21 protein-coding genes and 3 tRNA genes are annotated in these 23,320 nt (G+C 73.4%); 6 read left to right on the forward strand and 18 right to left on the reverse strand.

The features are described 5' to 3' along the window. Positions 1–363: 363 nt before the first annotated feature. The 15 genes from ACZZ97_RS13535 to tilS form a co-directional block, all read right to left on the reverse strand. Positions 364–1,389, reverse strand: a complete 1,026-nt coding sequence (locus ACZZ97_RS13535; protein WP_192040547.1) for a sigma-70 family RNA polymerase sigma factor — start codon at positions 1,387–1,389, stop codon at positions 364–366. A 360-nt stretch (positions 1,390–1,749) separates the two neighbouring features. Continuing rightward, positions 1,750–1,950: a hypothetical protein gene (locus tag ACZZ97_RS13540; protein WP_463473490.1), complete on the reverse strand. Its 201-nt coding sequence runs from the start codon at positions 1,948–1,950 to the stop codon at positions 1,750–1,752. Positions 1,951–2,071: 121 nt separating this feature from the next. After that, positions 2,072–2,425, reverse strand: a complete 354-nt coding sequence (locus tag ACZZ97_RS13545) for a GntR family transcriptional regulator (protein ID WP_146902274.1) — start codon at positions 2,423–2,425, stop codon at positions 2,072–2,074. After that, positions 2,422–3,372 (reverse strand): hypothetical protein, encoded by a 951-nt coding sequence (locus tag ACZZ97_RS13550; protein ID WP_463473491.1) that lies wholly within the window; start codon positions 3,370–3,372, stop codon positions 2,422–2,424. The genes ACZZ97_RS13545 and ACZZ97_RS13550 overlap by 4 nt, the downstream gene beginning before the upstream one ends. 90 nt (positions 3,373–3,462) lie before the next feature. Further along, the gene (gene lysS, locus ACZZ97_RS13555; RefSeq protein ID WP_463473492.1) at positions 3,463–5,001 is read right to left on the reverse strand and encodes a lysine--tRNA ligase; all 1,539 of its coding nucleotides are present in this window, start codon (positions 4,999–5,001) and stop codon (positions 3,463–3,465) included. 104 nt (positions 5,002–5,105) lie between these two features. Next, entirely contained in the window at positions 5,106–5,870 is a 765-nt protein-coding gene (locus tag ACZZ97_RS13560; protein ID WP_463473493.1) for a Rossmann-like and DUF2520 domain-containing protein, read from the reverse strand. Further along, entirely contained in the window at positions 5,867–7,897 is a 2,031-nt protein-coding gene (locus tag ACZZ97_RS13565) for a PH domain-containing protein (RefSeq protein WP_463473494.1), read from the reverse strand. The genes ACZZ97_RS13560 and ACZZ97_RS13565 overlap by 4 nt, the downstream gene beginning before the upstream one ends. Positions 7,898–7,977: 80 nt before the next feature. After that, on the reverse strand, positions 7,978–8,457 hold the full coding sequence (locus ACZZ97_RS13570; RefSeq protein WP_463473495.1) for a PH domain-containing protein: 480 nt from the start codon (positions 8,455–8,457) through the stop codon (positions 7,978–7,980). Positions 8,458–8,525: 68 nt separating this feature from the next. Beyond that, positions 8,526–8,996 (reverse strand): DUF3180 domain-containing protein, encoded by a 471-nt coding sequence (locus ACZZ97_RS13575; protein WP_463473496.1) that lies wholly within the window; start codon positions 8,994–8,996, stop codon positions 8,526–8,528. After that, positions 8,993–9,676, reverse strand: a complete 684-nt coding sequence (gene folK, locus ACZZ97_RS13580) for a 2-amino-4-hydroxy-6-hydroxymethyldihydropteridine diphosphokinase (RefSeq protein ID WP_463473497.1) — start codon at positions 9,674–9,676, stop codon at positions 8,993–8,995. Before folK ends, ACZZ97_RS13575 begins: the two co-directional genes overlap by 4 nt. Then, positions 9,673–10,098, reverse strand: coding sequence for a dihydroneopterin aldolase (gene folB, locus ACZZ97_RS13585; protein WP_463473498.1), 426 nt, complete (start codon positions 10,096–10,098; stop codon positions 9,673–9,675). Before folB ends, folK begins: the two co-directional genes overlap by 4 nt. Beyond that, positions 10,095–11,816 (reverse strand): dihydropteroate synthase, encoded by a 1,722-nt coding sequence (gene folP / locus ACZZ97_RS13590; protein WP_463473499.1) that lies wholly within the window; start codon positions 11,814–11,816, stop codon positions 10,095–10,097. The genes folB and folP overlap by 4 nt, the downstream gene beginning before the upstream one ends. Before the next feature lie 90 nt (positions 11,817–11,906). Then, on the reverse strand, positions 11,907–13,898 hold the full coding sequence (gene ftsH, locus ACZZ97_RS13595; RefSeq protein ID WP_463473500.1) for an ATP-dependent zinc metalloprotease FtsH: 1,992 nt from the start codon (positions 13,896–13,898) through the stop codon (positions 11,907–11,909). 134 nt (positions 13,899–14,032) lie between these two features. Further along, positions 14,033–14,584: a hypoxanthine phosphoribosyltransferase gene (gene hpt, locus ACZZ97_RS13600; RefSeq protein WP_123547461.1), complete on the reverse strand. Its 552-nt coding sequence runs from the start codon at positions 14,582–14,584 to the stop codon at positions 14,033–14,035. 44 nt (positions 14,585–14,628) lie between these two features. Beyond that, entirely contained in the window at positions 14,629–15,621 is a 993-nt protein-coding gene (gene tilS, locus ACZZ97_RS13605) for a tRNA lysidine(34) synthetase TilS (protein ID WP_463473501.1), read from the reverse strand. A gap of 69 nt (positions 15,622–15,690) precedes the next feature. On the opposite strand from tilS, the gene ppa reads away from it, so the two are divergent. Then, positions 15,691–16,182, forward strand: a complete 492-nt coding sequence (ppa, locus tag ACZZ97_RS13610; RefSeq protein WP_056057947.1) for an inorganic diphosphatase — start codon at positions 15,691–15,693, stop codon at positions 16,180–16,182. Between the two features lie 255 nt (positions 16,183–16,437). Here the strand turns inward: ppa and ACZZ97_RS13615 are convergent, their stop codons facing one another. Beyond that, entirely contained in the window at positions 16,438–17,730 is a 1,293-nt protein-coding gene (locus ACZZ97_RS13615; RefSeq protein ID WP_463473502.1) for a peptidoglycan DD-metalloendopeptidase family protein, read from the reverse strand. 263 nt (positions 17,731–17,993) lie between these two features. On the opposite strand from ACZZ97_RS13615, the gene ACZZ97_RS13620 reads away from it, so the two are divergent. The 4 genes from ACZZ97_RS13620 (at position 17,994) to ACZZ97_RS13635 (ending at position 20,231) form a co-directional block, all read left to right on the forward strand. Then, positions 17,994–18,066, forward strand: a tRNA-Glu gene (locus tag ACZZ97_RS13620). 98 nt (positions 18,067–18,164) lie between these two features. Next, a tRNA-Asp gene (locus ACZZ97_RS13625) sits at positions 18,165–18,241 on the forward strand. 63 nt (positions 18,242–18,304) lie between these two features. Then, positions 18,305–18,377, forward strand: a tRNA-Phe gene (locus ACZZ97_RS13630). Positions 18,378–18,707: 330 nt separating this feature from the next. Beyond that, complete coding sequence (locus tag ACZZ97_RS13635; protein ID WP_314104051.1) at positions 18,708–20,231, forward strand: glycosyltransferase family 39 protein; 1,524 nt, start codon at positions 18,708–18,710, stop codon at positions 20,229–20,231. A gap of 206 nt (positions 20,232–20,437) precedes the next feature. Here ACZZ97_RS13635 and rocD read toward each other — a convergent pair whose 3' ends face one another. Beyond that, positions 20,438–21,688 carry an ornithine--oxo-acid transaminase gene (gene rocD / locus ACZZ97_RS13640; protein WP_463473503.1) on the reverse strand — a complete coding sequence of 417 codons (1,251 nt, stop codon included), beginning with the start codon at positions 21,686–21,688 and terminating at the stop codon, positions 20,438–20,440. Beyond that, positions 21,685–22,476 (reverse strand): dimethylargininase, encoded by a 792-nt coding sequence (ddaH, locus tag ACZZ97_RS13645; protein ID WP_463473808.1) that lies wholly within the window; start codon positions 22,474–22,476, stop codon positions 21,685–21,687. Before ddaH ends, rocD begins: the two co-directional genes overlap by 4 nt. A gap of 188 nt (positions 22,477–22,664) precedes the next feature. Here ddaH and ACZZ97_RS13650 point away from each other — a divergent pair, with 188 nt between their 5' ends. Beyond that, on the forward strand, positions 22,665–23,102 hold the full coding sequence (locus tag ACZZ97_RS13650; RefSeq protein ID WP_123547455.1) for an Lrp/AsnC family transcriptional regulator: 438 nt from the start codon (positions 22,665–22,667) through the stop codon (positions 23,100–23,102). The last annotated feature ends 218 nt before the right edge of the window (positions 23,103–23,320 follow it).

Raw genomic sequence — 23,320 nt, forward strand, 5'->3', positions numbered from 1 at the left:
ACGAGCATCGGGGCGATGCGGGGCGGGTGGCCCGGGAACGGAGGCGTCCTGTGCGAACGACGCGCGCCTCCTCGGGTGTGGAGGGTTCTCCGCCTGACGTCGAGTGGTCCGTTCTCGTGCTTGCATCGGCTGAGGGGCCCCAATTGGGACCATTCGAGCGGATACGCCCGGTGAGCCGGCGTGCCGGGCCGTCCTGGGGTCACATGTCGTTCTTCACGAGGAGACGAGGGCCGAATTGGGACCACTCACGGGCAGGAATGACCGTGGGCCCGTCACTTGGGCGATGGGACGAGGGGGACGTCAGAGGGCCGCCTCCCCGCGTGGACGGGGAGGCGGCCCTCAGGCACTGCAGGTCGGAACGGCCTACTGCAGGTACAGCTGCAGGTCCTGGCTGACGGCCTTCGCGAACATGCGGAGGCGGGCACGGCTCTCGACGCGCGAGACGGCCTGGCGCGAGCTGTGCACGCGCTTCGAGATCTCGTCGAGGGTCATCGGCTGGTCGTCGTCCAGGCCGAATCGCATGCGGATGACGCGGGCCTCGTCCTCGGGCAGCGTCGCCACGAGGGCGTGCATGTCGCGGTTCAGCAGCGAGTTCTCGGTCGCGGCCGTGGGCGAGGGGGTCTCCTCGTCCTCGATGAAGTCGCCGAGCTCGCTGTCCTCGGCGTCGCCGACGACGGTGTGGATCGAGACGGGCTCGTGCGAGCGCGACTTGAGCTCGACCAGGTCGGCGACCTCCATGGCGACCTCCTCGGCCACCTCCTCGACGGTGGGCGCACGGCCCAGGTCGACGGTGAGGTCGCGCTCGGCACGCGAGATGCGGTTGATGCGCTCGACCGTGTGCACGGGGATGCGGATGGCGCGCGCCTTGTCGGCCAGGCCGCGGGCGATCGCCTGGCGGATCCACCAGGTGGCGTAGGTCGAGAACTTGTAGCCCTGCGTGTAGTCGAACTTCTCGACCGCGCGGACGAGGCCGAGATTGCCCTCCTGGATGACGTCCATGAAGGGGAGGCCGCGCTGCGTGTAGCGCTTCGCGATGCTGACGACCAGGCGGAGGTTCGCCGTGATCATGCGGTCCTTGGCACGCTCGCCGTCGTGCTGCAGCCAGCGGAGGTCGCGCATCATCTCGGCGTGCGCCTTGGTGCGGTTCTTCTTGACGGCGTCGGCGGCCTGGAGCTCCTTGAGCTTCTCGCCGGCGAACAGGCCGACCTCGATGCGACGCGCGATCTCGGTCTCTTCTGCGGCGTCCAGCAGCGGCATGCGGCCGATGTGGCGGAGGTAGTCGCCGACCTGGTCGGTGGAGGCACCGCGGACCTGGGACAGGACCTCGACCTCGGGCTCGTCGGTGGTGTCCGTGGTGGTGTTGCGCGTGGTGACGGATGTGATCGTCATCGTTCTCTCCCTGCTCGAGGTCTGACTGGTGTCATGTCGAATAGTTCGTGAAGCTCTTCGGCGTTGAGACGAGTCTGGCGCGTGGCAGGGTCCCGACAGAAGTCGCTCCGGGCCTTCGTTAGGCAGTTCTGTGCGCGCGCACAGGGTTTCGAGCCTTTCGGGGGACGGGAGAGACCAGGCTTTGACGAGCGCCGCCATCGGGTGTAGGGCGCAGATGCGGGTCCTGGGGTACAGTGCCCGCTCTCCCGTCCAGATGGCGACCCTGGCCGGGGGACAGGCTCGTCCCCCGCGCCGCGCGCTCCTCTGCCCTCGGGGTACAGCAGACGCCCGCCGACGATGTCGACGGGCGTGCAGGGACGCTCAGGAGGAGCGGGTCGCGCCGGCCCCGCCGCGCTCGAGGGCCTCGGCTCGCTCGCGCTCCTCCGCCTCGATCTTCGCGTAGGCGGACCGCTCGGTCCGGTCGGCCCGCAGCAGCGAGCGCACCACGAACCAGAAGATCAGGCCCACGACGATCGTCGGCGTCACGGCGAAGATCGCGGCTCCCAAGAAGGTCTCTGGCATGCGTCGAGGATAAGCGCTGCCGGCCCCTGCGCACCTGGGGATGCGTCGAGGCCGAACGACCTCGCGCCGCAGTCGCCCCGCAGGAGGCGCCCCGCACCTCCTGCAGGACAGCCCGCTCCGTTCAGGCCGACGCGTCGAAGGCGGCGTCGACGAGCCCGCGCGCGGTCGCCGCGTCCACCCCGAGGCGGCGCAGCCGCGCCACGAACTCTGCAGCGGCGGACCGCGCCTCGGCCTCGGCGCCGCCCGCGGTCACGAACGTGCCGTGCCTGCCGCGGGTCTCGAGCACGTCCGCCTGTTCCAGCTCGCGGTACGTGCGGGCGACGGTGCCGGGCGCGATGCCGAGGTCCTCCGCGAACCGCCGCACGGTGGGCAGCCGGGCGCCGGCCGCCACCTCGCCCGAGCCGATCGCGGCGAGGAGCTGCTGCCGGAGCTGCTCGAAGGGCGGCACCGACGAGCGCTGGTCGATGACGATCACGGTCGGCTCCCCGAAGCGCCGGCGGGGCCGACGACGGAGGGGCGGCGCGGCTCCCACAGGCGTCGCCACCAGTGCAGGTGCGGCTTCGTCGCCAGGGCCCAGATGACGACCCCGGCCGCGAGCGTGAGCAGCACGACCACGCCGAGCCCGAGGACGCCCACGACCACGTTGCCGACGGACCCGGGGCCACCGCCGGCGGCCGCGTCGCCCAGGACGGTCAGGGTGCCGGTGAGGCCGACGAAGCCGAGGACGACGGGGGCCGTCACGAGGTCGCGGAGGGCCATCGACCGGAGCGCGTCGTCCCAGGCGAGGTCGAGCTCGGACACGGCCGGCTGCCCGCGGTCGACGAGGCGCCTCATGGCCACCTCGGTCACGACGAGCCCGACCACGGCGACGAGGGCGGTCACCCCGGGGATGCCCGTGACCCAGTCGACGAGAGCGATCGGAGGGAGGGCGCCGCCGAGGCCCGTGACGGCGACCACACCGCCGACGACGACGGCGACGAGTGCCAGGCCCACGACGAGGCGCGCGCCGAGCAGCTCGGGCGGGCCGACGTAGTCGGCGACACGAGGAGGCGCGGTCCGGGCGACGCGGACCGCGTCGGCGGCGGGACGGGGCACCGAGCCGGTGGCGGCCACTGCCGCGCCGACGCCCGTGCCCGCGAAGCCCGCGACGAGCACGGCCGCCGCGGCGACGGGCGACTGCCGCAGCTCGGGCGACAGCAGCCCGGCCGTGAGCGCCGCGGCGACGACCACGCCGCCGCCGAGCCCCACGCCCCAGGCACGACGGCGGAGGCGGGCGCGGACGAGCGGCTCGACCTCGGGTGTCACCGGCAGGTTCATGCGGGCGGCGAGCTTCGCGAGCTGTGCCCCGTGGCGACGGGGCGATGCCGTGTCGACGGCGATGACGACCAGCGACGCGACGAGGAGCAGGTAGATCCAGAACATCGAGCCCTCCCGGGTTTTGTATCAGCTTCGTACCAACGTACTGACACAGACTCGGGCGGTCAAGAGGCGCACACGCCCCGGGACGGGGCTTTACTTGACGAGCGGGAAGAGGATCGTCTCGCGGATGCCGAGCCCGGTGATCGCCATGAGGAGGCGGTCGATGCCCATGCCCATGCCGCCGCTCGGCGGCATGCCGTGCTCGAGGGCACGGAGGAAGTCCTCGTCGAGGCGCATGGCCTCGGCGTCGCCACGGGCCGAGAGCGCGGCCTGCTCGACGAAGCGCTCGCGCTGCACGACCGGGTCGACGAGCTCGGAGTACGCCGTGGCGAGCTCGAAGCCGCGCACGTAGAGGTCCCACTTCTCGACGACGCCGGGCTTCGAACGGTGCTGGCGGACGAGGGGGCTCGTGTCGACCGGGAAGTCGACGACGAAGGTGGGGCGGTCGAGCGAGGGCTTGACGAAGTGCTCCCACAGCTCCTCGACGAGCTTGCCGTGCGTCTCGTGCGGCACGACCAGGTCGACGGTCGCGGCGAGGCGCTGCAGCTCGGACACGGTCGTCGACGGCGTGACCTCGACGCCGGCGGCCTCGCTCAGCGACTCGTACATCGGCACGCGGGCCCACTCGCCGCCGAGGTCGTACTCGGTGCCGTCGGCGAGCGTGACGAGGTGGGTCCCCGCGACCGCGAGCGCCGCCTCCTGCACGAGCTGCTGCGTGAGCCGGGCCATCTGCTCGTAGTCGCCGTAGGCCTGGTACGCCTCGACCATCGCGAACTCGGGCGAGTGCGTCGAGTCAGCGCCCTCGTTGCGGAAGTTGCGGTTGATCTCGAAGACGCGGTCGATGCCGCCGACGACGGCGCGCTTGAGGAACAGCTCGGGCGCGATGCGGAGGAACAGCTCGGTGTCGAACGCGTTGCTGTGCGTCTGGAACGGACGCGCCGCCGCGCCGCCGTGCATCGTCTGGAGCATCGGGGTCTCGACCTCGAGGTACTCGTGCTGGTCGAAGGTCCGGCGCAGCGACGAGACCGCGGCGGCGCGGGCGCGCACCGTGGCACGGGCCTGGTCGCGGACGATCAGGTCGAGGTAGCGCTGACGCACGCGGGTCTCCTCGCTGAGCTCGCCGTGCAGGTTCGGCAGCGGCAGGATCGCCTTCGACGCGATCGCCCACTCGCTCACCATGATCGACAGCTCGCCGCGGCGCGACGAGATGACCTGCCCCTTGACGAAGACGTGGTCGCCGAGGTCGACGAGGTCCTTCCACTCGGCGAGCGACTCGTCGCCCACCTCGGCCAGCGACACCATCGCCTGGATGCGCGAGCCGTCGCCGGCCTGCAGTGCCGCGAAGCAGAGCTTGCCGGTGTTGCGCGCGTGCACGACGCGACCGGCCAGGCCGACCACCTCGCCGGTCTCGGCGCCCGCCTCGAGCTCGGCGTGCCGCGCCCGCACGGCGGGGATCGTGTCGGTCAGCGGGACGCCCACCGGGTACGCGTCGCGCCCGGTCTCGAGCAGCCGGGCACGCTTCTCGAGCCGCACCTGCTTCTGCTCGGAGGCCTCGCGAGCCGCCTCGGCCGCGGCGGCGGCCACGGTGGCCGCGTCGTCGGAGGGGGTGGTGGTCTCGGGGGCGTCGGTCATGTGCGGGGGCTCCAGCGGGGTGGTGGGGGACGGAGAGAACGGGGAGGCGAGGAGGCGCGGCGTGGGCCGCGACGGCGACGAGCGGACGAGGAGGCGCGCAGCCGTCAGGCGCCGAGGCCCCCGCCGAACGGGGACGGCGGGTCGTCGAACGCCGCCATGTCGATGGTACCGGGGCCGCTCGAGCCGCCGGCGACGCCCAGGGCGCGGTCCATGGCGGAGCGGACCAGGGGCGCGATGAGGCGGCCGGGCTCCGGGACGCCGAGCTCGGCGAGCATCGAGACCGACTGCGTGACGATCGCGGCGGAGAACTCGGTGGCGGTCGCCACGGCCTCGGCGTAGCGCGGCCGGTCCGCCTCGCTGACGAGCACGGGCTCCGCGCCCATCTCGACGACGAGCGCCTGCCCGATCGGCTGGACGGGCCCGGGCGCGGTCACGGCGCACCACGCCTCGCGGAGCCGGACGAGGTCGATCGTGGTCCCCGTGAACGTGAGCGCGGGGTGGATCGCCAGCGGGATCGCCCCCGCGACGAGAGCCGGCCGCAGCACCTCGAGGCCGTGCGCCGCCGACGTGTGGACGACGAGCTGTCCCGGCTGCCAGACGCCGGTCGCGGCGAGGCCCTGCACGAGGTCGGCGAGCTGGTCGTCGGGCACCGCGATCAGCACGAGCTCGCTGCGCTCGACGACCTCGGGGACCGTCAGCACGGGGACGCCCGGGAGGATCGCCTCCGCCCGGTCGAGGCTCCGCTCGGACACGGCCGAGATGCCGACGATCGCGTGGCCCGCGGCGGCCAGGGCGGCGCCGAGCACCGGCCCGACGTGGCCGGCGCCGATCACGCCGACGCCGAGGCGGCCGCTCTGCTGCGGGCTCACGGGCGCGGCTCCTCTCGAGGTGCGTCGCGGGGCGCGTCGGCGAACGGAGACAGATCCTGCTCGCCAGCGCTCGGTGGCGGGGTCGCGGCGCTGTCCGAGGGCGGATCACTCTCAGATGTGAGAACAGGGGCGACCACGGGGGCGACGGGAGTCGAGGAGGCGGGGGTCGGGTCTGCCGGGTCGAGAGCAGGGGCAGGGGCCGAGGAGGCGCCCCAGCGGTGGGTGCGGTCGGCGCGGGCCGAGGTCACCGCGTCCCGCGCGGCACCCTCGAAGAACGCCATCGCGTCGTCCTGGTCGAGCGCGCCGATCGTCGCGATGATCGGCCCCTGGACGGTGTGCAGGTGCACGGCGGCGAGCCGGAGCCGACGCAGCAGCGGACCCTGCGACAGGCCGACGCTCTGCATCCGGGGCAGCGGCACGACGACGAGCTCGCGCCAGATCGCTCCCTTGCGCAGCAGCAGGGCGCCCGGAGCCGTGCGGAACCCGTTGCGGCGCCACGAGAACCAGCGCAGCACGGCGGCCCGTCGGGGCGAGGTGGTGAAGCCGCCCTCGCTGCCGCGAGAGGTCAGGCCGTCCTCGACGAGCGAGAGGGTGTGCGAGGCGCGCTCGTGCACGACGGCACGCTCGGGCTCCTCGTGCGCGGGCCCGGCGTGCGCGGGCTCCGCGAGCGCGGGCTCCGCGACCGCGGGCTCAGCGACCGCGGGCTCGGCGCCCGCGGTCTCGGTGCCGACGCCGGTCTCGGCCGACGGGACCGACGCCTCCTCGGCCTGCTCCTCGGCTTGCACCTCGGCGGCGGCCACGCCGACGAGCTCGGGCAGCACGAGCTCGAGGACGCGCCGCACGTCCGTCTCGTCGCCGACCGGCAGGAGCGTCGAGTTGCCCTGCTGTCCCGACCCGTCGGTCGACGAGCGCGAGGCCCGGTTGATGCTGATCTGCCACCAGCCGAACGGCCGCCACAGCAGGGGCTGGCTCACCCGGACCGAGTGGATGCGCCCGGGCGGCAGCGTCTCGTTCGTCGTCGAGAACAGCCCGTAGCCGATGCGGATGCCGTCCCGGGACGACGAGATGCTGTAGCGCAGCGACTTCGTGACCCGGTTGACGTAGTACCCGCTCGAGCCGAGCACGGCGGGCAGCAGGGCGAAGAGCAGGAAGAACTCGCCCGTCAGCCGCACGCTGACGACCACGGCGATCGCGGCCGCGACGAGGAACAACGTGTACCCGCTGAGCAGGACGGAGCCGACCAGGCGGCCGACGTCCACCTTCACGACCGACTCGGGAGTCGCCTCCTGCGGGTCGAGGCCGTCGGAGAGGAAGTCCTGGGCGCGCTGCTCGACGAGCCCGACGAAGCGCTGACGGGAGTCGGCAGGCGCGGCGTGGCCGGGAACGGCCTGGCCCGGGGCGACCTGGCCGGCCGCAAGCTGGGGGGACGCGGTCGCGGACGCGGTCGTGGCCGCACCGGCAGGCGCCGCCGCCTGCACGCCGTCGACGGCCGACCGCTGCACGCCCGAGGCGCGCCGCAGGATCTCGCGCCGCAGGTCGTCCGCCGCCGCCGAGCGGAGGTAGGCGAGCGAGACGTTGGCGTCGTCGCCGGCCTGGCTCACCTCGAGCTTCGCGGCCCCGAAGACGCGCGCGAGCACCGGCCGCTGGATGTTGATCCCCTGCACCCGGTCGAGACGCGCCCGCCGGTTCGTGCGGAAGACGACGCCGCTGCGGACCTCGACGATCTCCTCCGTGACGCGGAACGTGTTCATCCGCCACGACAACCAGAAGACGAGCACGAGCACGGCGACCACGACGAGCACCCCGAGCAGCACGAACCCGAGGTACCCGTGCTCGACGACGTAGCCGAACGGGTCGCCCTCGCCGTCGCCGTCGGGGCGACGCCCGCCCGGCACGAAGAAGCCGACGACCCACTCGCGGGCGTTGTTGACGATGATGCCCAGCACGACGATCAGGGCGATGCCGCCCTTGAGCAGCGGGGTCGCCGGGTGCAGGCGGTGCCACTCGCCGTCGGTGAGCTCGGCCACCGCGGCGGGCGTCGCAGGCGGCGCGGACGCGGCAGGCCTGTCCGCAGGAGGCGGTGCCCCCTCCCCCGGCAGCGGCCCGCTCACAGCCCCGCCCGGCGGGACTCGGCGAGCTCGACGAGGCGGTCGCGCAGGGAGTCGGCCTCCGCCTCCGGGAGCCCCGGGATCGTCACGCCCGACGACGCCGCCGCCGTGACGAACTTCAGGTCGCTGAGGCCGAGGGCCCGCACGACGGGGCCGCGGTTGATGTCGATGAGCTGCATGCGGCCGTAGGGCACCGCGACGAAGCGCAGGTACAGGATGCCGCGGCGGACGAGCAGGTCGTCCAACCGCAGCTGGTACCGGATCGAGCGGACGCGTCGGGGCACGAACGCCATGACGACGACCATGACGACCACGACGGCGGCGGTGATCGCGTAGCACCACCAGGCGCCGATGAACCAGAGCGGCGTCGTGGCCACGGCCGCGATCAGCCCGGTGACCAGCCAGCCCACGAGCTCGGGCCAGACGTACTTGGGCGAGATGCCGGTCCAGGCGGGCTCTGCCACGTCGAGTCGGTCCATGGCGCGTACCTCCGGGTCGGCTGCGGGTCGCCCTGCAGCAGTGCTGTCGGCGGGGCTGCGGCCTGCGGTCAGGCCGCCTGGGCTCCTGGCCCGCCCTCGTCGTCCCCGGGCGGCACCGTGCACATGTGCTCGGCGACGATCCCGGCCGCGAGGAGGCCGAGGCCCCCCACGACGGCGACGATCGTGGGCACCACGGAGCCTATCGCCACGTCCACGCCGCGTGTCGTCATGAACGCGAGGACCCCTCCGCTCGCTCCCGCGAAGAGCGCGCCGGCCAGGCTGCTGGCCTTCGCGAGCAGCAGCACGCGGGTCGCGTAGTAGGGGTCGATCCGCTCCTTCTGGGTGCCCTTGGCGACTCGGCGCACCGGCAGGGCCATCGTCACGACGATCCCGCCGATCACGAGCAGCACGAGGCCGAGCACGATCGACGGCACGATCGAGGGCTGGCCGGACGACACGAGCGCGGCGTCCACGACGAAGCCGCCGACGAGGGCCACGAGGGCGAGGCCGATGAGGGTCGCGGGACGGGTGTGCCTCACGAGGCGCCTCCCGCCGAGTCGGGGACGCGGGCGGGGGCAGGGGCGCGGGCGCCGTCCGGGCCGGACGCGTCGTCGGAGCCGGCCGCGGCGGCGTCGGAGGCGTCGTCGGACCCGGGGGCCGGGGCCGTGGAGGCGCGCGCCGGCACGAGCAGGCCGGTCGCCCCGGGCACGGGCCGGGTGCGGTCGGGCAGCGCGGCGAGCAGGTCGGCGACGCGTCCCCGGGTGCCGAGCCGCGCCTCCTCGTCGACCTGGAGCCACGGCTCGAGCACGAACGCCCGCTCGGCCGCACTCGGGTGCGGCAGCGTGAGACGCTCGGTGTCGAGCTCGAGGTCGCCGAGCACGACGACGTCGAGGTCGAGGGTCCGGTCGCCCCAGCGCTCGTCGCGCACCCGGCCGTGGTCGTGCTCGATCGCCTGCAGCGCGTCGAGCAGCGCCAGGGGCTCGAGCGTCGTCTCGACGAGCGCGACGGCGTTGAGGTAGGTCGGCTTGCTCGCGTCGGGGCCCGCGAGCGTCACGGCGACCGACGACACCGGCGAGGAGGCGGCGGTCACGGTCACGCCCGGGGTCGCCGCCAGCGCGGCGACGGCGTCGCGCAGCAGCTCGTCGCGGTCGCCCAGGTTCGAGCCCAGCGCGATGACCCCACGGCGTGCGACGGGCCCGGCCCCGGCCGCGCCGCTCACGCGCGCTCCCGCACGACGGTGATCGACACGTCGCCGAACGGCACGGTGATCGGGGCGCTCGGCTTGTGCACGGTCAGCTCGACCCGCGCGGCGGCGGGGTGGCTCAGCACGAGGGCGGCGAGGCGCTCGGCCAGGGTCTCGATCAGGTCGACGGGGTCGCGCTCGACCGCGGCGACCAGCTGCTCGGCGAGGACGCCGTAGTGCACCGTCTGCGCGAGGTCGTCGTCGTCGGCGGCCGGGGTCGTGTCGAGGTGCACGACGGCGTCGATCACGAACTCCTGCCCGTCGCGGCGCTCGTGGTCGAAGACGCCGTGGTGGCCCGTGGCGCGGACGCCGAGCAGCCGCAGCACGTCGAGCCCGACGGGTGCCGTGCGGGTCGTCGGCGCCTCGTCGGGCGCGCGCCCGTCGCCCGCCGCGCTCACGCGTGCCTCGCCGAGCGGGCCGGGCCCGACCCGCGCTGCCACGCCTGCCAGACGTCGAGGGCAGCGCGCGTCGACGCGGCGTCGTGCACCCGGACCGCCCAGACCCCTGCCTGGGCGGCGAGCACGCTGATGACCGCCGTGGCCGCGTCGCGGTCGCGGGGCTCGGCACTGTCCGGCAGCAGGTCGCCGAGGAACCGCTTGCGCGACGCGCCGACCACCATCGGGTGGCCGAGCCGGCCGAGCTCGTGGAGGCCGGCGAGCACCTCCCAGTTCTGGTCGGCGTCCTTCGAGAAGCCGAGGCCGGGGTCGAGCACGATCTGGTCGCGGTCGACGCCCGCGTCGACGAGGTCGTCGACGCGGCGGCGCAGCTCGTCGCGCACCTGGCCGGCCACGTCGTCGCCCCGCATGCCCGCGGTCGCGTCGGCGAGGTGTCCTCGCCAGTGCATCGCGACGAACGGCCGGCCGGTGTCGGCGGCGACCTGCGCCATGTAGCGGTCCGCGAGGCCGCCGGAGACGTCGTTGATGACGTCGGCGCCCGCGTCGACGGCGGCGAACGCGGTGGCCGCGTTCATGGTGTCGATGCTCAGCCGGACGCCCTCGGAGGCGAGCTCGCGGATGACCGGCAGCACCCGACGCTGCTCCTCGACCGGGTCGACGCGGCGGGCGCCCGGCCGGGTGGACTCGCCCCCGACGTCGACGATGTCGGCCCCGGCGGAGACGAGCTCGCGAGCGTGGCGCAGGGCGTCGTCGAGGCCGACGTAGCGCCCGCCGTCGCTGAACGAGTCGGGCGTGACGTTGAGGATCCCCATCACGAGCGTCCGCGAGACCGTCACGGAGCCGTGGACGTCCCGCGTCGCGCCTGTCGCGCGCACGGAGGCGGCGGGCCGCTGGACGGGGATCGCCCGCGTCGCGACGTCGCGCGGGTCGACCTCGTCGGCGCGGCCGCGTGCCCGGCGGCGTGCCCGGGGGCCGGAAGCGGCAGGAGCCGGCCGCGAGTGCCCACCGGGGTCGGCAGCGCGGGCGGCGTCGGCGGCCGCAGCCACGTCGTCGGCCTCGAGCCGGAGCAGCTCGGCCCGGTCCTCCGGAGGGGCGGCGTGCGAGGCGACACGGGTGCGCTCGCGAGGCGGTCGGCCGGGCTCGTCGAGCTCACGGGCAGGTGCGTCGACGAGGCCGGGCGCGGCGTGCGACCCGGATCGCGTGCGAGTCGCGTCGCCGCCGGGGAGCGGGCCGTCGTAGCGGCCGCCGACCACGAGGCGTCGCCCGGAGACGTGGCCGGAGGCGGCCGTCGGGAGAGGTGCCCCGGACGCGGCGGGAGCAGCGGAGGCCCGCGGCGCGACGGCCGGCGGCACGCCCGGACGGGCGCCTGTGGGCGGGGTCGGCACGGGCGGGTGCTGCCGGGCGGGATCCTCCGCGGCCGACGACCTCGCGGCCGGTGCCTCCGTCGTCGGTGCCTGCGCCGGTGCCTGCGCAGCGGACGACTGCGTCGCCGGGGTGTGGGTCACGGGCGGCAGCTGGGCGGGCGGCCGGACGGCGGCGCGCTCGTCCAGCGACAGGGCGAGTCGACGCTCGGCACCGGCGGCGGGGGCACTGGCCGGAGGAGGTGCGTCGACGACGACCGGGTCCGGGTACCGCTCGCGACCACGCGGCCGCTTCCAGGCACGCGGCTCGGACGCGGCGGACGACGAGCGGGGGGCACCGTCGGACGGCGAGTCGGTCACGGGGAGGTTCCTCCGATCAGGGCCACGGGTCGAGAGGCAAGGCTACCGACCCGGGCGGACGCGGTGCGCCGCCCGGATCGGCCTGCGCGCCTAGGCCGTGGCGATGCCGGGGGTGGTGCGCGGCGGGCGCTTCCGTGAGGGCGCCTCCTCGGGCTCGGAGCCCACTCCGCCGTCGACGGCCTCGGCGTCGACCGGTGCCTTGGTCGGCATCGGGATCGCGGGGCGGTCGGACACGGGACGCTTGTCGCTCGAGAGCCACTGCGGACGCTCGGGCAGCTTCTTGACGTCCTTGAAGATCACCGCGAGCTCGTCGTGGTCGAGCGTCTCCTTCTCGAGGAGCTCGGCCGCGAGGTGGTCGAGGATGTCGCGGTTGTCGTTGATGACCGCCCAGGCCTCGTCGTGCGCCTGCTCGAGCAGCACGCGCACCTCGGCGTCGACCGTCTCGGCGATGGTCTCCGAGTAGTCGCGCTGGCCCATGTCGCGGCCCATGAACTGCTCGCCGGATCCCTGGCCGAGCTTGACCGACCCGACCTTGTTGCTCATGCCGAACTCGGTGACCATCTTGCGGGCGGTGCCGGTGGCCTTCTCGATGTCGTTCGAGGCGCCGGTGGTCGGGTCGTGGAACACGAGCTCCTCCGCGACGCGGCCGCCCATGGCGTAGGCCAGCTGGTCGAGCAGCTCGTTGCGGGTGACGGAGTACTTGTCCTCGAGGGGCAGCACCATCGTGTAGCCGAGGGCACGACCGCGCGGCAGGATCGTGATCTTGGTCACGGGGTCCGTGTGCCGCATCGCCGCCGCCGCGAGCGCGTGGCCGCCCTCGTGGTACGCCGTGATGAGCTTCTCGTGGTCGTTCATGATGCGGCTGCGGCGCTGAGGGCCGGCCATGACGCGGTCGACCGCCTCGTCGAGGGCGCGGTTGTCGATCAGCTGCGCGTTCGAGCGGGCCGTGAGCAAGGCCGCCTCGTTGAGCACGTTGGCGAGGTCGGCACCGGTGAAGCCCGGCGTCTTGCGGGCGAGCACCTCGAGGTTGACGGAGGCGGCGAGGGGCTTGCCCTTGCCGTGCACCTCGAGGATCTGACGGCGACCGTCGAGGCCGGGGGCGTCGACGCCGATCTGACGGTCGAAGCGGCCCGGACGCAGCAGGGCGGGGTCGAGAACGTCGGGACGGTTGGTCGCGGCGATCAGGATGACGTTGGTCTTGACGTCGAAGCCGTCCATCTCGACCAGCAGCTGGTTGAGGGTCTGCTCGCGCTCGTCGTTGCCGCCGCCGACGCCGGCGCCGCGGTGACGGCCGACGGCGTCGATCTCGTCGACGAAGATGATGGCCGGCGAGTTCTGCTTGGCCTGCTCGAAGAGGTCACGCACGCGGCTGGCGCCGACGCCGACGAACATCTCGACGAAGTCGGAGCCCGAGATGGAGAAGAAGGGCACGCCTGCCTCGCCGGCGACGGCGCGGGCGAGCAGGGTCTTGCCGGTGCCGGGAGGGCCGTAGAGCAGCACGCCCTTGGGGATGCGGGCACCCACGGCCTGGAACTTCGCGGGCTCCTTGAGGAACTCCTTGATCTCCTCGAGCTCCTCGATGGCCTCGTCCGCGCCGGCGACGTCGGTGAACATCACCTGCGGCGTCTCCTTCGACGCGAGCTTCGCCTTGGACTTGCCGAACTGCATGACCTTGCTGCCGCCTCCCTGCATGGACGACAGGAGGAACCAGAAGATGACGCCGATGATGAGGAACGGCAGGAGGACGCTGAGCAGCGACACGAACCAGCTGGTCTGCGTGACGGTGTCGTCGAAGTCCCTCAGGTCCGCGTCGTTGATCGCGGTGACGACCTCGTCGCCGCGGGGCGTCGAGTAGTAGAACTGCTGCTGCGCGTCGCCGTCCTTGAGGACGAGGTCGACCCGCTGCTCGTTGCTGAAGATCGTGGCCGACGAGACCTTGTCGTCGCCCAGGGCCTTGAGCCCCTCCTGCGTCGACACCTGGGTCGTGCCGGAGGCGCTGATGACGCTCCAGCCGATGCCGATGCCGATCACCGCGATCACGATGTAGATGATCGGTCCGCGGAACAGTTTCTTGAAGTCCATGTCAGTACGGGCGACGCCCGACACCTTTCTGCAGGAAGAACGTGAGCGAAAGGCTACAACGGGCCGCCTAGGGGCCTGATGGGTGTTCGCTCATAGCGGGCTGCCCGCTCCCGTACTGGGGTGGTGGACGGGCGTCAGCTGTAGACGTGCGGAGCCAAGACCCCGACCCCACGCAGGTTGCGGTACTTCTCGGCGAAGTCGAGGCCGTAGCCGACGACGAACTCGTTGGGGATCTCGAAGCCGACGTACTTGACGTCCACGTGCACCTTGGCGGCCTCGGGCTTGCGGAGCAGCGCGAAGATCTCGACGGAGGCGGCACCGCGGCTCTTGAGGTTCTCGAGCAGCCACGAGAGCGTGAGGCCCGAGTCGATGATGTCCTCGACGATGATCACGTCGCGGCCGTGCAGGTCGGTGTCGAGGTCCTTGAGGATGCGGACCACGCCCGACGACTTGGTGCCCGAGCCGTACGACGAGACGGCCATCCAGTCCATCTGCGCGTTCAGCTTGAGCTCGCGCGCGAAGTCGGCCATGACCATGACGGCGCCCTTGAGCACGCCCACGAGCAGCGGCTCGCGCCCGGCGTAGTCGACCTCGACCGCACGGGCGACCTCGGCGATCGCGGCGTGGATCTGCTCCTCGGTGTACAGGACGCTGGTCAGGTCGCTCTCGATGTCGCTGAGTTCCATGGTCGGGCGTTCTCCAGTCGTGAGGGGGAGGGAGGGGCGGAGCCTCAGGAGGCGGCGGTCGCGGCGAAGTGCAGCGCGCCTCCGGTGCGGACCACTGTAACGCCCGGCAGGGACACCGCCCCCTGGCCGTGCCAGTCGGTGACGAGCCGGGCGACCTCGAGGGTCTGCGCGCGGCTCAGCGTCAGCGCGAACTCGCTCTCGACGGCCAGGCGGATCAGCCGCTGCCGCAGCGCCGCGGGGTTCGCGGCCAGCGACCGGACGTCGAGCGAGATGCCGGCCTCGGCGTGGTCGGCCACCTCCTCCGCCTGCTCCTCGGCGAAGTGGTCGAGCGCCTCCGAGTCCTCGCGCAGCTGCGCCGCGGTGCGCACGAGCGCCTCGGCGACGCCGGGCCCCAGCTCGCGCTCGAGCACGGGCAGCACGCTCGTGCGGACGCGCACCCGGGCGTACGCGGGGTCGTCGTTGTGCGGGTCGTCCCACGGCTCGAGGCCGAGGTCGGCGCAGGAGGCGCGGGTCGCCTCGCGCCGGACGGCCAGCAGCGGCCGCCGCCACCGCCCCGACACGGCGTCCATGCCCTGCAGGCTCGTCGGGCCGCTGCCGCGGGCGAGGCCGAGCAGCACCGTCTCGGCCTGGTCGTCGAGGGTGTGCCCGAGCAGCACGGCGCGGGCGCCCGTCTCGTCGGCCACGGCCGTGAGCGCGGCGTAGCGGGCCTCGCGGGCGGCGGCCTCGGGGCCGCCCTCGGCGCCGACGTCGACCCGACGGACGACCACGGGGGCGAGCCCCAGGGCCGAGGCCCGGGCGGCCGCCGCCTCGGCCACCTCGGCCGAGCCCGGCTGCAGGCCGTGGTCGACGACGACCGCACCCGCCGCGAGCCCGGCCCGTGGCGCCTCGAACGCGGTCGCCGCGGCGAGCGCGAGCGAGTCGGCGCCGCCGCTCAGCGCCACCAGCACCAGGTCGCCGGTCGTGAGGCCTGCCAAGGAGGCGCGGACGGCACGTCGGACGTCGGCGACGGCAGGGGTCAGGCGCGGTCTCTCGGGCATCTTGTAACGTTACCGGCAGCCGCCGACCGGCCTGGTCGGCGTGCCCCCGAGACTGAACCAGGAGCACCCATGGCCGCGTACGACGCCGTGATCGAGATCCCCAAGGGAAGCCGCAACAAGTACGAGGTCGACCACGAGACGGGTCGCGTCTACCTCGACCGCGTGCTCTTCACCGGCTTCGTCTACCCGACCGACTACGGGTTCTTCGAGAACACGCTCGGCCTCGACGGCGACCCCGTCGACGTGCTCGTGCTGCTCGACTACCCGCTGTTCCCGGGGGTGGGCGTCAAGGTCCGTCCCGTCGGCGTCTTCAACATGACCGACGACGGCGGCAGCGACGCCAAGGTCATCGCCGTCCCCGCGAAGGACCCGCGCTGGGAGCACATCCAGGACGTCACCGACGTGCCCGAGTTCCTCCGCAAGGAGATCGAGCACTTCTTCGAGCACTACAAGGACCTCGAGCCCGGCAAGTGGGTCAAGACCGAGGGCTGGGGCGACGCCGCCGAGGCCGAGGCCATCGTCGAGGCCGGCATCGTGAAGCTGGCGGCCGAGGGCCACTGACCCACGCCTCCCTGCACGACGAAGGGCCCGACGCACGAGCGTCGGGCCCTTCGTCGTCGCCCGTCGGGCGCCCGCCCGCCCCGCAGTGTCTGCTCCTCGTTCAGGAACGTCGGTCCTGATCTTCGCGAGGAGAGGACGCGGGGTCCTGAACGGTGCATCCCTCAGGAAAACCGACCGCGCGGTTCCTGAATGACGAGAGCAGGAGGGGCCGGCCGGGACGCGAGGACGCGCAGCGCGGTCGGAGCGCAGCGGCCGCTAGAGGCGGATGCCCCGCGCCGACATGAACGGGACCGGGTCGGCCGCGACGCCGCCCTGCCGCGTCTCGAAGTGCAGGTGGCAGCCGGTCGAGTTGCCGGTCGAGCCGACGGTGCCGATCCGCTGGCCGACCTCGACGCGCTGGCCGACCGAGACCATGATGCCGCCGTTGACCTGGTGGCCGTAGCCGGTGCTGACGCCGCCGCCGTGGTCGACCTGGACGAAGTTGCCGTAGCCGCCCATCCAGCCGGCGTAGCTGACCGTGCCCGCGGTGGCGGCGAAGATCGGCGTGCCGCAGGCGGCGGCCAGGTCGGTGCCGGCGTGCAGCACGTACGCGTGGGTGACCGGGTTGACGCGCATGCCGAAGCCGCTGACGACGTTGCCGCCGGACGGGCGGGTCCAGCCCGCGCTCGAGATGACGCCGGCCGGGGTGCCGTTCGTCGGGCTGCCGTACTTGGCCGCCTCGGCTGCCGCAGCGGCCTCGGCCGCCTTGCGCGCCTCCTCGCCGGCCTGGAACTCGGCCTCGGTGGTCTGCAGGTCCTGCTGCAGGATCGCGAGCTGCGCCTCCAGCCGGGCCTTGTTGTCCTCCTGCTCGGCGAGCGCGTCGGCGGCGGCCTGTGCCGCCTCGTTCGCGGCGGCCAGGGCCACCCGGGCCTCGTCGGCGAGCTCCTCGAGGGCGGCGGCCGCGACGGCGGCCTGGTCGCTCAGTGACTGCGCGGTGTTCCTGTCCTGCGTGGCCTGCGAGTAGATGCCGTCGGCCTGCTCGGTGAGCTTGCTCATCGCGCCGAGCTTGTAGAGCAGCTGGCCCGCGTCGCCCGGGTCGGCGATGAGGCTGCTGCTGATGCCGTCGTTGCCGCCGGACCGTCCGAGCTGGGCGGCGAGCTGCCCGGCCCGCTCCTCGCTGGCGTCGGCGACCTTCGCGGCGTCGTCGGCCTGGGCCTGCAGCTGGGCGGTGCGGAACTGCGCGTCGTCGTAGGCGGTCTGCGCCGCCTGGAGCGCGTCGCCCTTCTGCCGGGCGTCCTCGTTCTTCGCGTCGAGATCGGCGTCGAGCTGGGTCAGCAGGGCCTGGAGCGTGTCGATCTCCCCCTGCTTCGCGGCCGTGTCGCCGCGGGCGGCCTGCACGTCGGCCCAGGACGGGTAGTCCGCGGCGTGGGCGGTCTGCGGCGACGCGACGCCGGCACCGACGAGCAAGGCGACGGCCGCGAGGGCGGCGGCGAGACGCGCGCCGTGCGGGCCGAGGTGGACGGCGAGGGCCGAGGAGGCGCGGTGCCGGAGGGTGCGGCTGGAGGTCATCGAGGTTCCGATTTCGTCGTGCACGAGGTCGAGCTCGCCCGGGAGGCCCGAGCCGTCCGATCGTCCGCCGATCTCGCGACCGACGAACTGTGGAGTACAGGTCGAAGGTAGACGGCCCCGTGCCGACCCGCCAGCAGGTCGCGCCCGGCGGCGAGTCGTGTCGAGCGGCGGCCGCCGCGGCGCCCGTCGAGACCGTTTTGCGCGGAGGGTCTCCGGTCTGTATGCTTGCTCCTCGGTTGCCTGTGGTTCCTCGTGGACCACTCGGCCCCATCGTTTAGTGGCCTAGGACACCGCCCTTTCACGGCGGCAGCACGGGTTCGAATCCCGTTGGGGTCACGGTCCGACCGAGAAGCTCCAGTTTCTCCTTCTGACCAGGTCCAGGTAGCATCATCACCAGCACGAAGCACCAGAAGTACCATCAGAAACACCAGTTTGGCCCTGTAGCGCAGTTGGTTAGCGCGCCGCCCTGTCACGGCGGAGGTCGCCGGTTCAAGTCCGGTCAGGGTCGCCAAGGCGAGTCACTCGTCTGGAGGGCACGTCCCTCCGAGAGACCAGCTCACGAGCTGGACTCCACGGCTGGGTAGCTCAGTTGGTAGAGCGTTCGACTGAAAATCGAAAGGTCCGCGGATCGACGCCGCGTCCAGCCACATCACGAAGCCCCCGGTCAAGCCGGGGGCTTCTTGCGTCGCTCTCCGGTCGTGGCCGCCGTCGTGGCCAGCCGCCCTGGACGCCAGGACGATACGCTCGGGACAGATGCTCGACAGCACGCACTCCTCCACCGCACCGACTGACGATCGAGAGGTCCACGGATCGATGCCGTGCCCCGCCACGCAGGCCTCCGCGACAGAGGGTCGCGCACAGGCGGGACCCGTGTCGTCTGAGGGCCCGGCGCCGTCCACCGGCCCGGCGTCGTCCACCGGCCCGGCGTTGTCCACCGGCCCGGCGTCGTCCATCGGCGCGGCGTCGGCAGGAGCCGCGTGAGCATCGGCCACGACCCGGCCGTCGTCCCCTCGCGCAGCCGCTGGCTCGACCCGCTGCTGGCCGGCGTCGCGGCGCTGGTCGTCGGGTTCGCCGCCGCCTGGGTCCCCTCCTACTGGAGCGACGAGGCCACCACCCTCCAGGCCGCGCGCCTCCCCCTGCCTGCCCTGCTCGGGTTCCTCGATCAGCGCGACCTCGTGCACGGCGCCTACTACGTCTTCATGCACTTCTGGACGGGGCTGCTCGGCGAGAGCACGCTCGTCACCCGGCTGCCGAGCGCGGTCGCGGTCGGCGTCGTCGCGGCCGGCGTGCTCGTGCTCACGCGCATGCTCACCGACCGCCGCACGGCCCTGCTCGCCGCCGGCATCTCGGCGGTGCTGCCCCGCCTCACGCTCGAGGCGACCGAGGCACGCCCGTACGCGCTCACCGCGGCCGTGGCCGTCTGGCTCACCGTGCTGGTGCTCGTCGCCTCCCGCCGGCACCAGAGGAGGTGGTGGATCGGCTACGGGGCCGCCCTCGCCGGCGCGATCGTCACCTTCGTCCCGCTCGGGCTGATCGTCGTCGTGCACGGGGTGTTCCTCGTCCTCGCACCGGCCCAGCGCCGTCGTCGGGGAGCCCGCCACCGCCTCCTCGGCTGGTCCATCTCGACCGGCTCCGCGCTGCTCGCCTCGGCGCCGGTGATCGGCACCGTGCTCTCCGAGCGGACCAGGCTGCTGACGGCCGACGACCCGTCGACGGGCTCCGACATCACCTGGTACAGCGTGCTGGTCGAGCCGTGGTTCGCGACGTCCGTGGCGTGGGCGGCCATCGCCGTCGTGCTGCTGATCCTGCTCGGCACCCGCCTGCGGGACCGCTCGCGCACCCCCGGCAGCGTCGTGCTGCTCGGGGCGCTCTGGGCCGCGATCCCTGCGGGCCTCATGCTCGTCCTCGGCATCGTGCTCTCGCCCGTGTACCAGGCGCGGATCGTGACGTGGTCGTCGCCCGGCATGGCCCTGCTGCTCGCGGTCGCGATCACCGGGTTCCGGCGTCGGTGGATCAGCATCGCCCTCATCGCACTGCTCGTCGTGGCCTCCGCCCCGACCTGGGTCGCTCAACGGCTGCCGGCGGCGAAGGGCGGCGGTGCGGACCTCGCGCAGCTCTCGACGTACATCGAGGGCCAGGCCCGACCAGGCGACGCGTTCCTGCTCGACGCCACCGGGACGGTCTCGACGAGGCCGCGCCAGGCCCTCTACGCGTACCCCGAACGGTTCGACCAGCTCGACGACCTGGCCTTCGTCCGCAGCGGCATCCCCGAGGGGCGCTTCACCGACGTCACGCTCGACCTGGAGGACGCCGACGACGCCGTGGTGCTGCGCGAGCGCCTCGACGGCGTCGACCGGCTCTGGATCGCCCGGCTGCAGACCGACGCGCTCGACGACGCCGACCGGCGCACGCTCGGCGGGCTCGGCTTCACGAACGCGCAGGAGCACCGCACGGCGCGCAGCGTCGTCTACCTCTTCGTCACGCCGACCGGCCGCGGCTGAGGCCCGGCCCGGCCCGGGCTCCGGATGTCGGCGGGTCCCCGTCGCCCGCGGCGGGTCCCCGTCGCGTACGGCGGGTCCCCGTCGCCCGCGGCGGGTCCCCGCCGCGTACGGCGGGTCGCCGTGCTCCGCGGCGGGCGGGCGCTGACCCGCCGCGGGCTACGGGAACCCGCCGACATCCAGGACAGCGCGAGGGACCGCGACCGCGATCAGCCCCGGCGCAGGTCGCTCAGCACCGCGCCGAGGGTCGACACGAGCTCGTCGACCTCCCCCTCGGTGATCACGATGGGCGGGGCGAGGCGGATGGTCGAGCCGTGCGTGTCCTTGGCGAGCACCCCGCGGCGCATCAGCTCCTCGCAGACCCGGCGGCCGGTGCCGACGGCCGGGTCGATGTCGATCCCCATCCACAGGCCGGCTCCTCGCACGGTCACGACGCCCGAGCCGACGAGGGCCTCGAGGCCGTCGCGGAGGCGGGTGCCGAGTCGCGTCGCGCGCTCCTGCCACTCGCCGGTCGCGAGCATCCGCACCACGGCCAGGCCGACCGCGGCGGCGAGCGGGTTGCCGCCGAAGGTCGAGCCGTGCTCGCCGGGCCGCAGCACCCCGAGGACGTCACGATCGCCGACCACGGCGCTGACGGGGACGATGCCGCCGCCGAGGGCCTTGCCCAGCAGGTACAGGTCGGGCACCACGTCGACGAGGTCGCAGCTGACCGTCGCGCCTGTGCGCCCGAGGCCCGACTGGATCTCGTCGGCGATGAAGAGCACGTTCCGCTCGCGGGTGATCCGACGCACCTCGGGCAGGTACGCCGCGGGCGGCACGACGACGCCGGCCTCGCCCTGGATCGGCTCGATCAGCACGGCGACCGTGTCGTCGTCGATCGCGGCCTCGAGCGCGGCGGAGTCGCCGTACGGCACCGTCACGAAACCAGGGGTGTACGGACCGAAGTCGGCCCGCGCCTCCTCGTCGTCGGAGAAGCTGATGATGGTCGTCGTGCGCCCGTGGAAGTTGCCCGCGGCGACGACGATCTTCGCGGCCCCGGGCCGGACGCCCTTGACCCGGTAGCCCCAGGCACGGGCGACCTTGATGCCCGACTCGACGGCCTCGGCGCCCGTGTTCATCGGGAGCACCATCTGCTTGCCGAGCAGGGCGGCGAGCTCGGCGGCGAAGGGGCCTAGCTGGTCGTTGTGGAACGCCCGGCTCGTCAGGGTGACGCGGTCGAGCTGCTCCCGCGCCGCCGCGACGAGCGTCGGGTGGCCGTGGCCGAAGTTGACGGCGGAGTACGCCGCCAGGCAGTCGAGGTACCGGCGCCCCTCGACGTCGGTCACCCAGGCGCCCTCGGCCGTCGACACGACGACGGGCAGCGGGTGGTAGTTGTGCGCCAGCGACGCGTCCTCGACGGCGATCGCCGCGGTGGTGGCGGCGGCCGGGGCCGAGGAGGTGCGGGTCGTGTCGGTCGTCATCGTCGCAGCTCCAGGGTGCAGCACTTCACGCCGCCCCCGCCGAGCAGCAGCTCGGACAGGTCGACGCCGATCGGGTTGTAGCCGCGCTCGCGCAGCTGGCGCTCGAAGCCGGTGGCGGCCGCGGCGATCACGACGTTGTAGCCGTCGCTGTAGGAGTTCAGCCCGAGGATCGAGGCGTCCTCCTGGCCCACGAGCACGGCGTCCGGGAACCGCTCGCGCAGCACGGCGAGCGACGGCCCGTCGAACGCGCTCTCGAGGTAGGCGATGTTGTGCACGCCGTCGACGGGCTCGGGGTCGAGCACGGCGATCGCCGTGTCGAGGTGGTAGAAGCTCGGGTCGACCAGGGTGAGGCCGACGACCTCACGGCCGAAGATCCGGGCGACCTCGGCGTGCGAGTCGGACGCGCTGCGGAACCCGGTGCCCGCGAGGACGACGTCGCCGACGAGGAGGAAGTCGCCCTCGCCCTCGTTGACCTCGTCGGGCACGACCACCTCGAAGCCGGCCGCGGCGAACCACTCCATGTAGGCCGGCCCCTCGGGCTGGCGCTCGGGGTAGGTGAAGCTCGCCCCGTAGGCCTTGCCGTCGAGCACGAAGCCGCCGTTGGCCGAGTAGACCATGTCGGGCAGGCCGGGCAGCGGGTCGATCAGCTGCACGTCGAAGCCGAGCCCGAGGTAGGTCTCGTAGAGTGTCTGCCACTGCTCGACGGCGCGCGAGGTGTCGGTCGGCACCTGCGGGTCCATCCACGGGTTGATGCGGTAGCTGACGGTGAAGTGCTCGGGCCGGCACATCAGCACGCTGCGGTGCGACGCGCGTCTGGTCGGCGGCTGCGGTGCCTCGGGAGAGGGCTGGACGGTCTCGGCGGCGATGCTCACAGAGTTCAGTGTCACACCGACAACGCGCACATTGGCTGCTCTCTACGCAATGATCGTGCGCGTAGATCACCCTGCGCGCAAGAAATTAGCGTACAGTGCCCGATGTGGACAATCTCGACTACGGCATCATCGACCTGCTGAGGCAGAACGCCCGCGCGGGCTACGGCGACATCGGGTCGTCGGTGGGCCTCAGCGCCTCGGCTGTCAAGCGCCGCGTCGACCGCCTGGTGGCGGACGGCGTCATCAAGGGGTTCACCGTCCAGGTCGACCCGGCCGTCGAGGGCCTCGGCACCGAGGCGTTCGTCGAGCTGTTCTGCCGCGGCACGGTCTCGCCCGCCGAGCTGCAGCGCATCCTCAGCACGGTGCCCGAGGTCGTCGACGCCGGCACCGTCACGGGCAGCGCCGACGCGATCGTGCACATGCGCAGCCGCGACATCCCCTCCCTCGAGGAGGCGCTCGAGCGGGTGCGCAACGCCCCGAACGTCGACCACACCCGCAGCGCCATCGTGCTGTCGAAGCTGATCAGCCGCCGCACCGCCTGAGGCCGGCGGCACCCGCGCTGGCGCCCACCCCCGCCTCGCCTCCTCAGAAGCCGACCGCGCCGCGCCCGCCCCTACCCCCTCCTCCGCCTCCGCCTCCGCCTCCGCCTCCGCCCCCGCCTCCTCAGAAGCCGACCGCGGCGCCCCGCCTCCGCCTCCGCACATGCCGACCGCGGCGCCCCGCCCCCACCCCCTCCTCCGCCTCCGCCTCCGCCTCCGCA

This window comes from Frigoribacterium sp. AC512, assembly GCF_979258295.1.

What these genes read in the sequence shown, in the direction of transcription:
- ACZZ97_RS13535 (WP_192040547.1), bottom strand. Translation starts at nt 1,389, where the DNA reads ATGACGATCACATCCGTCACCACGCGCAACACCACCACGGACACCACC.
- ACZZ97_RS13540 (WP_463473490.1), bottom strand. Translation starts at nt 1,950, where the DNA reads ATGCCAGAGACCTTCTTGGGAGCCGCGATCTTCGCCGTGACGCCGACG.
- ACZZ97_RS13550 (WP_463473491.1), bottom strand. Translation starts at nt 3,372, where the DNA reads ATGTTCTGGATCTACCTGCTCCTCGTCGCGTCGCTGGTCGTCATCGCC.
- lysS (WP_463473492.1), bottom strand. Translation starts at nt 5,001, where the DNA reads ATGACCGACGCCCCCGAGACCACCACCCCCTCCGACGACGCGGCCACC.
- ACZZ97_RS13570 (WP_463473495.1), bottom strand. Translation starts at nt 8,457, where the DNA reads ATGGACCGACTCGACGTGGCAGAGCCCGCCTGGACCGGCATCTCGCCC.
- ftsH (WP_463473500.1), bottom strand. Translation starts at nt 13,898, where the DNA reads ATGGACTTCAAGAAACTGTTCCGCGGACCGATCATCTACATCGTGATC.
- hpt (WP_123547461.1), bottom strand. Translation starts at nt 14,584, where the DNA reads ATGGAACTCAGCGACATCGAGAGCGACCTGACCAGCGTCCTGTACACC.
- tilS (WP_463473501.1), bottom strand. Translation starts at nt 15,621, where the DNA reads ATGCCCGAGAGACCGCGCCTGACCCCTGCCGTCGCCGACGTCCGACGT.
- ppa (WP_056057947.1), top strand. Translation starts at nt 15,691, where the DNA reads ATGGCCGCGTACGACGCCGTGATCGAGATCCCCAAGGGAAGCCGCAAC.
- ACZZ97_RS13615 (WP_463473502.1), bottom strand. Translation starts at nt 17,730, where the DNA reads ATGACCTCCAGCCGCACCCTCCGGCACCGCGCCTCCTCGGCCCTCGCC.
- rocD (WP_463473503.1), bottom strand. Translation starts at nt 21,688, where the DNA reads ATGACGACCGACACGACCCGCACCTCCTCGGCCCCGGCCGCCGCCACC.
- ddaH (WP_463473808.1), bottom strand. Translation starts at nt 22,476, where the DNA reads ATGTGCCGGCCCGAGCACTTCACCGTCAGCTACCGCATCAACCCGTGG.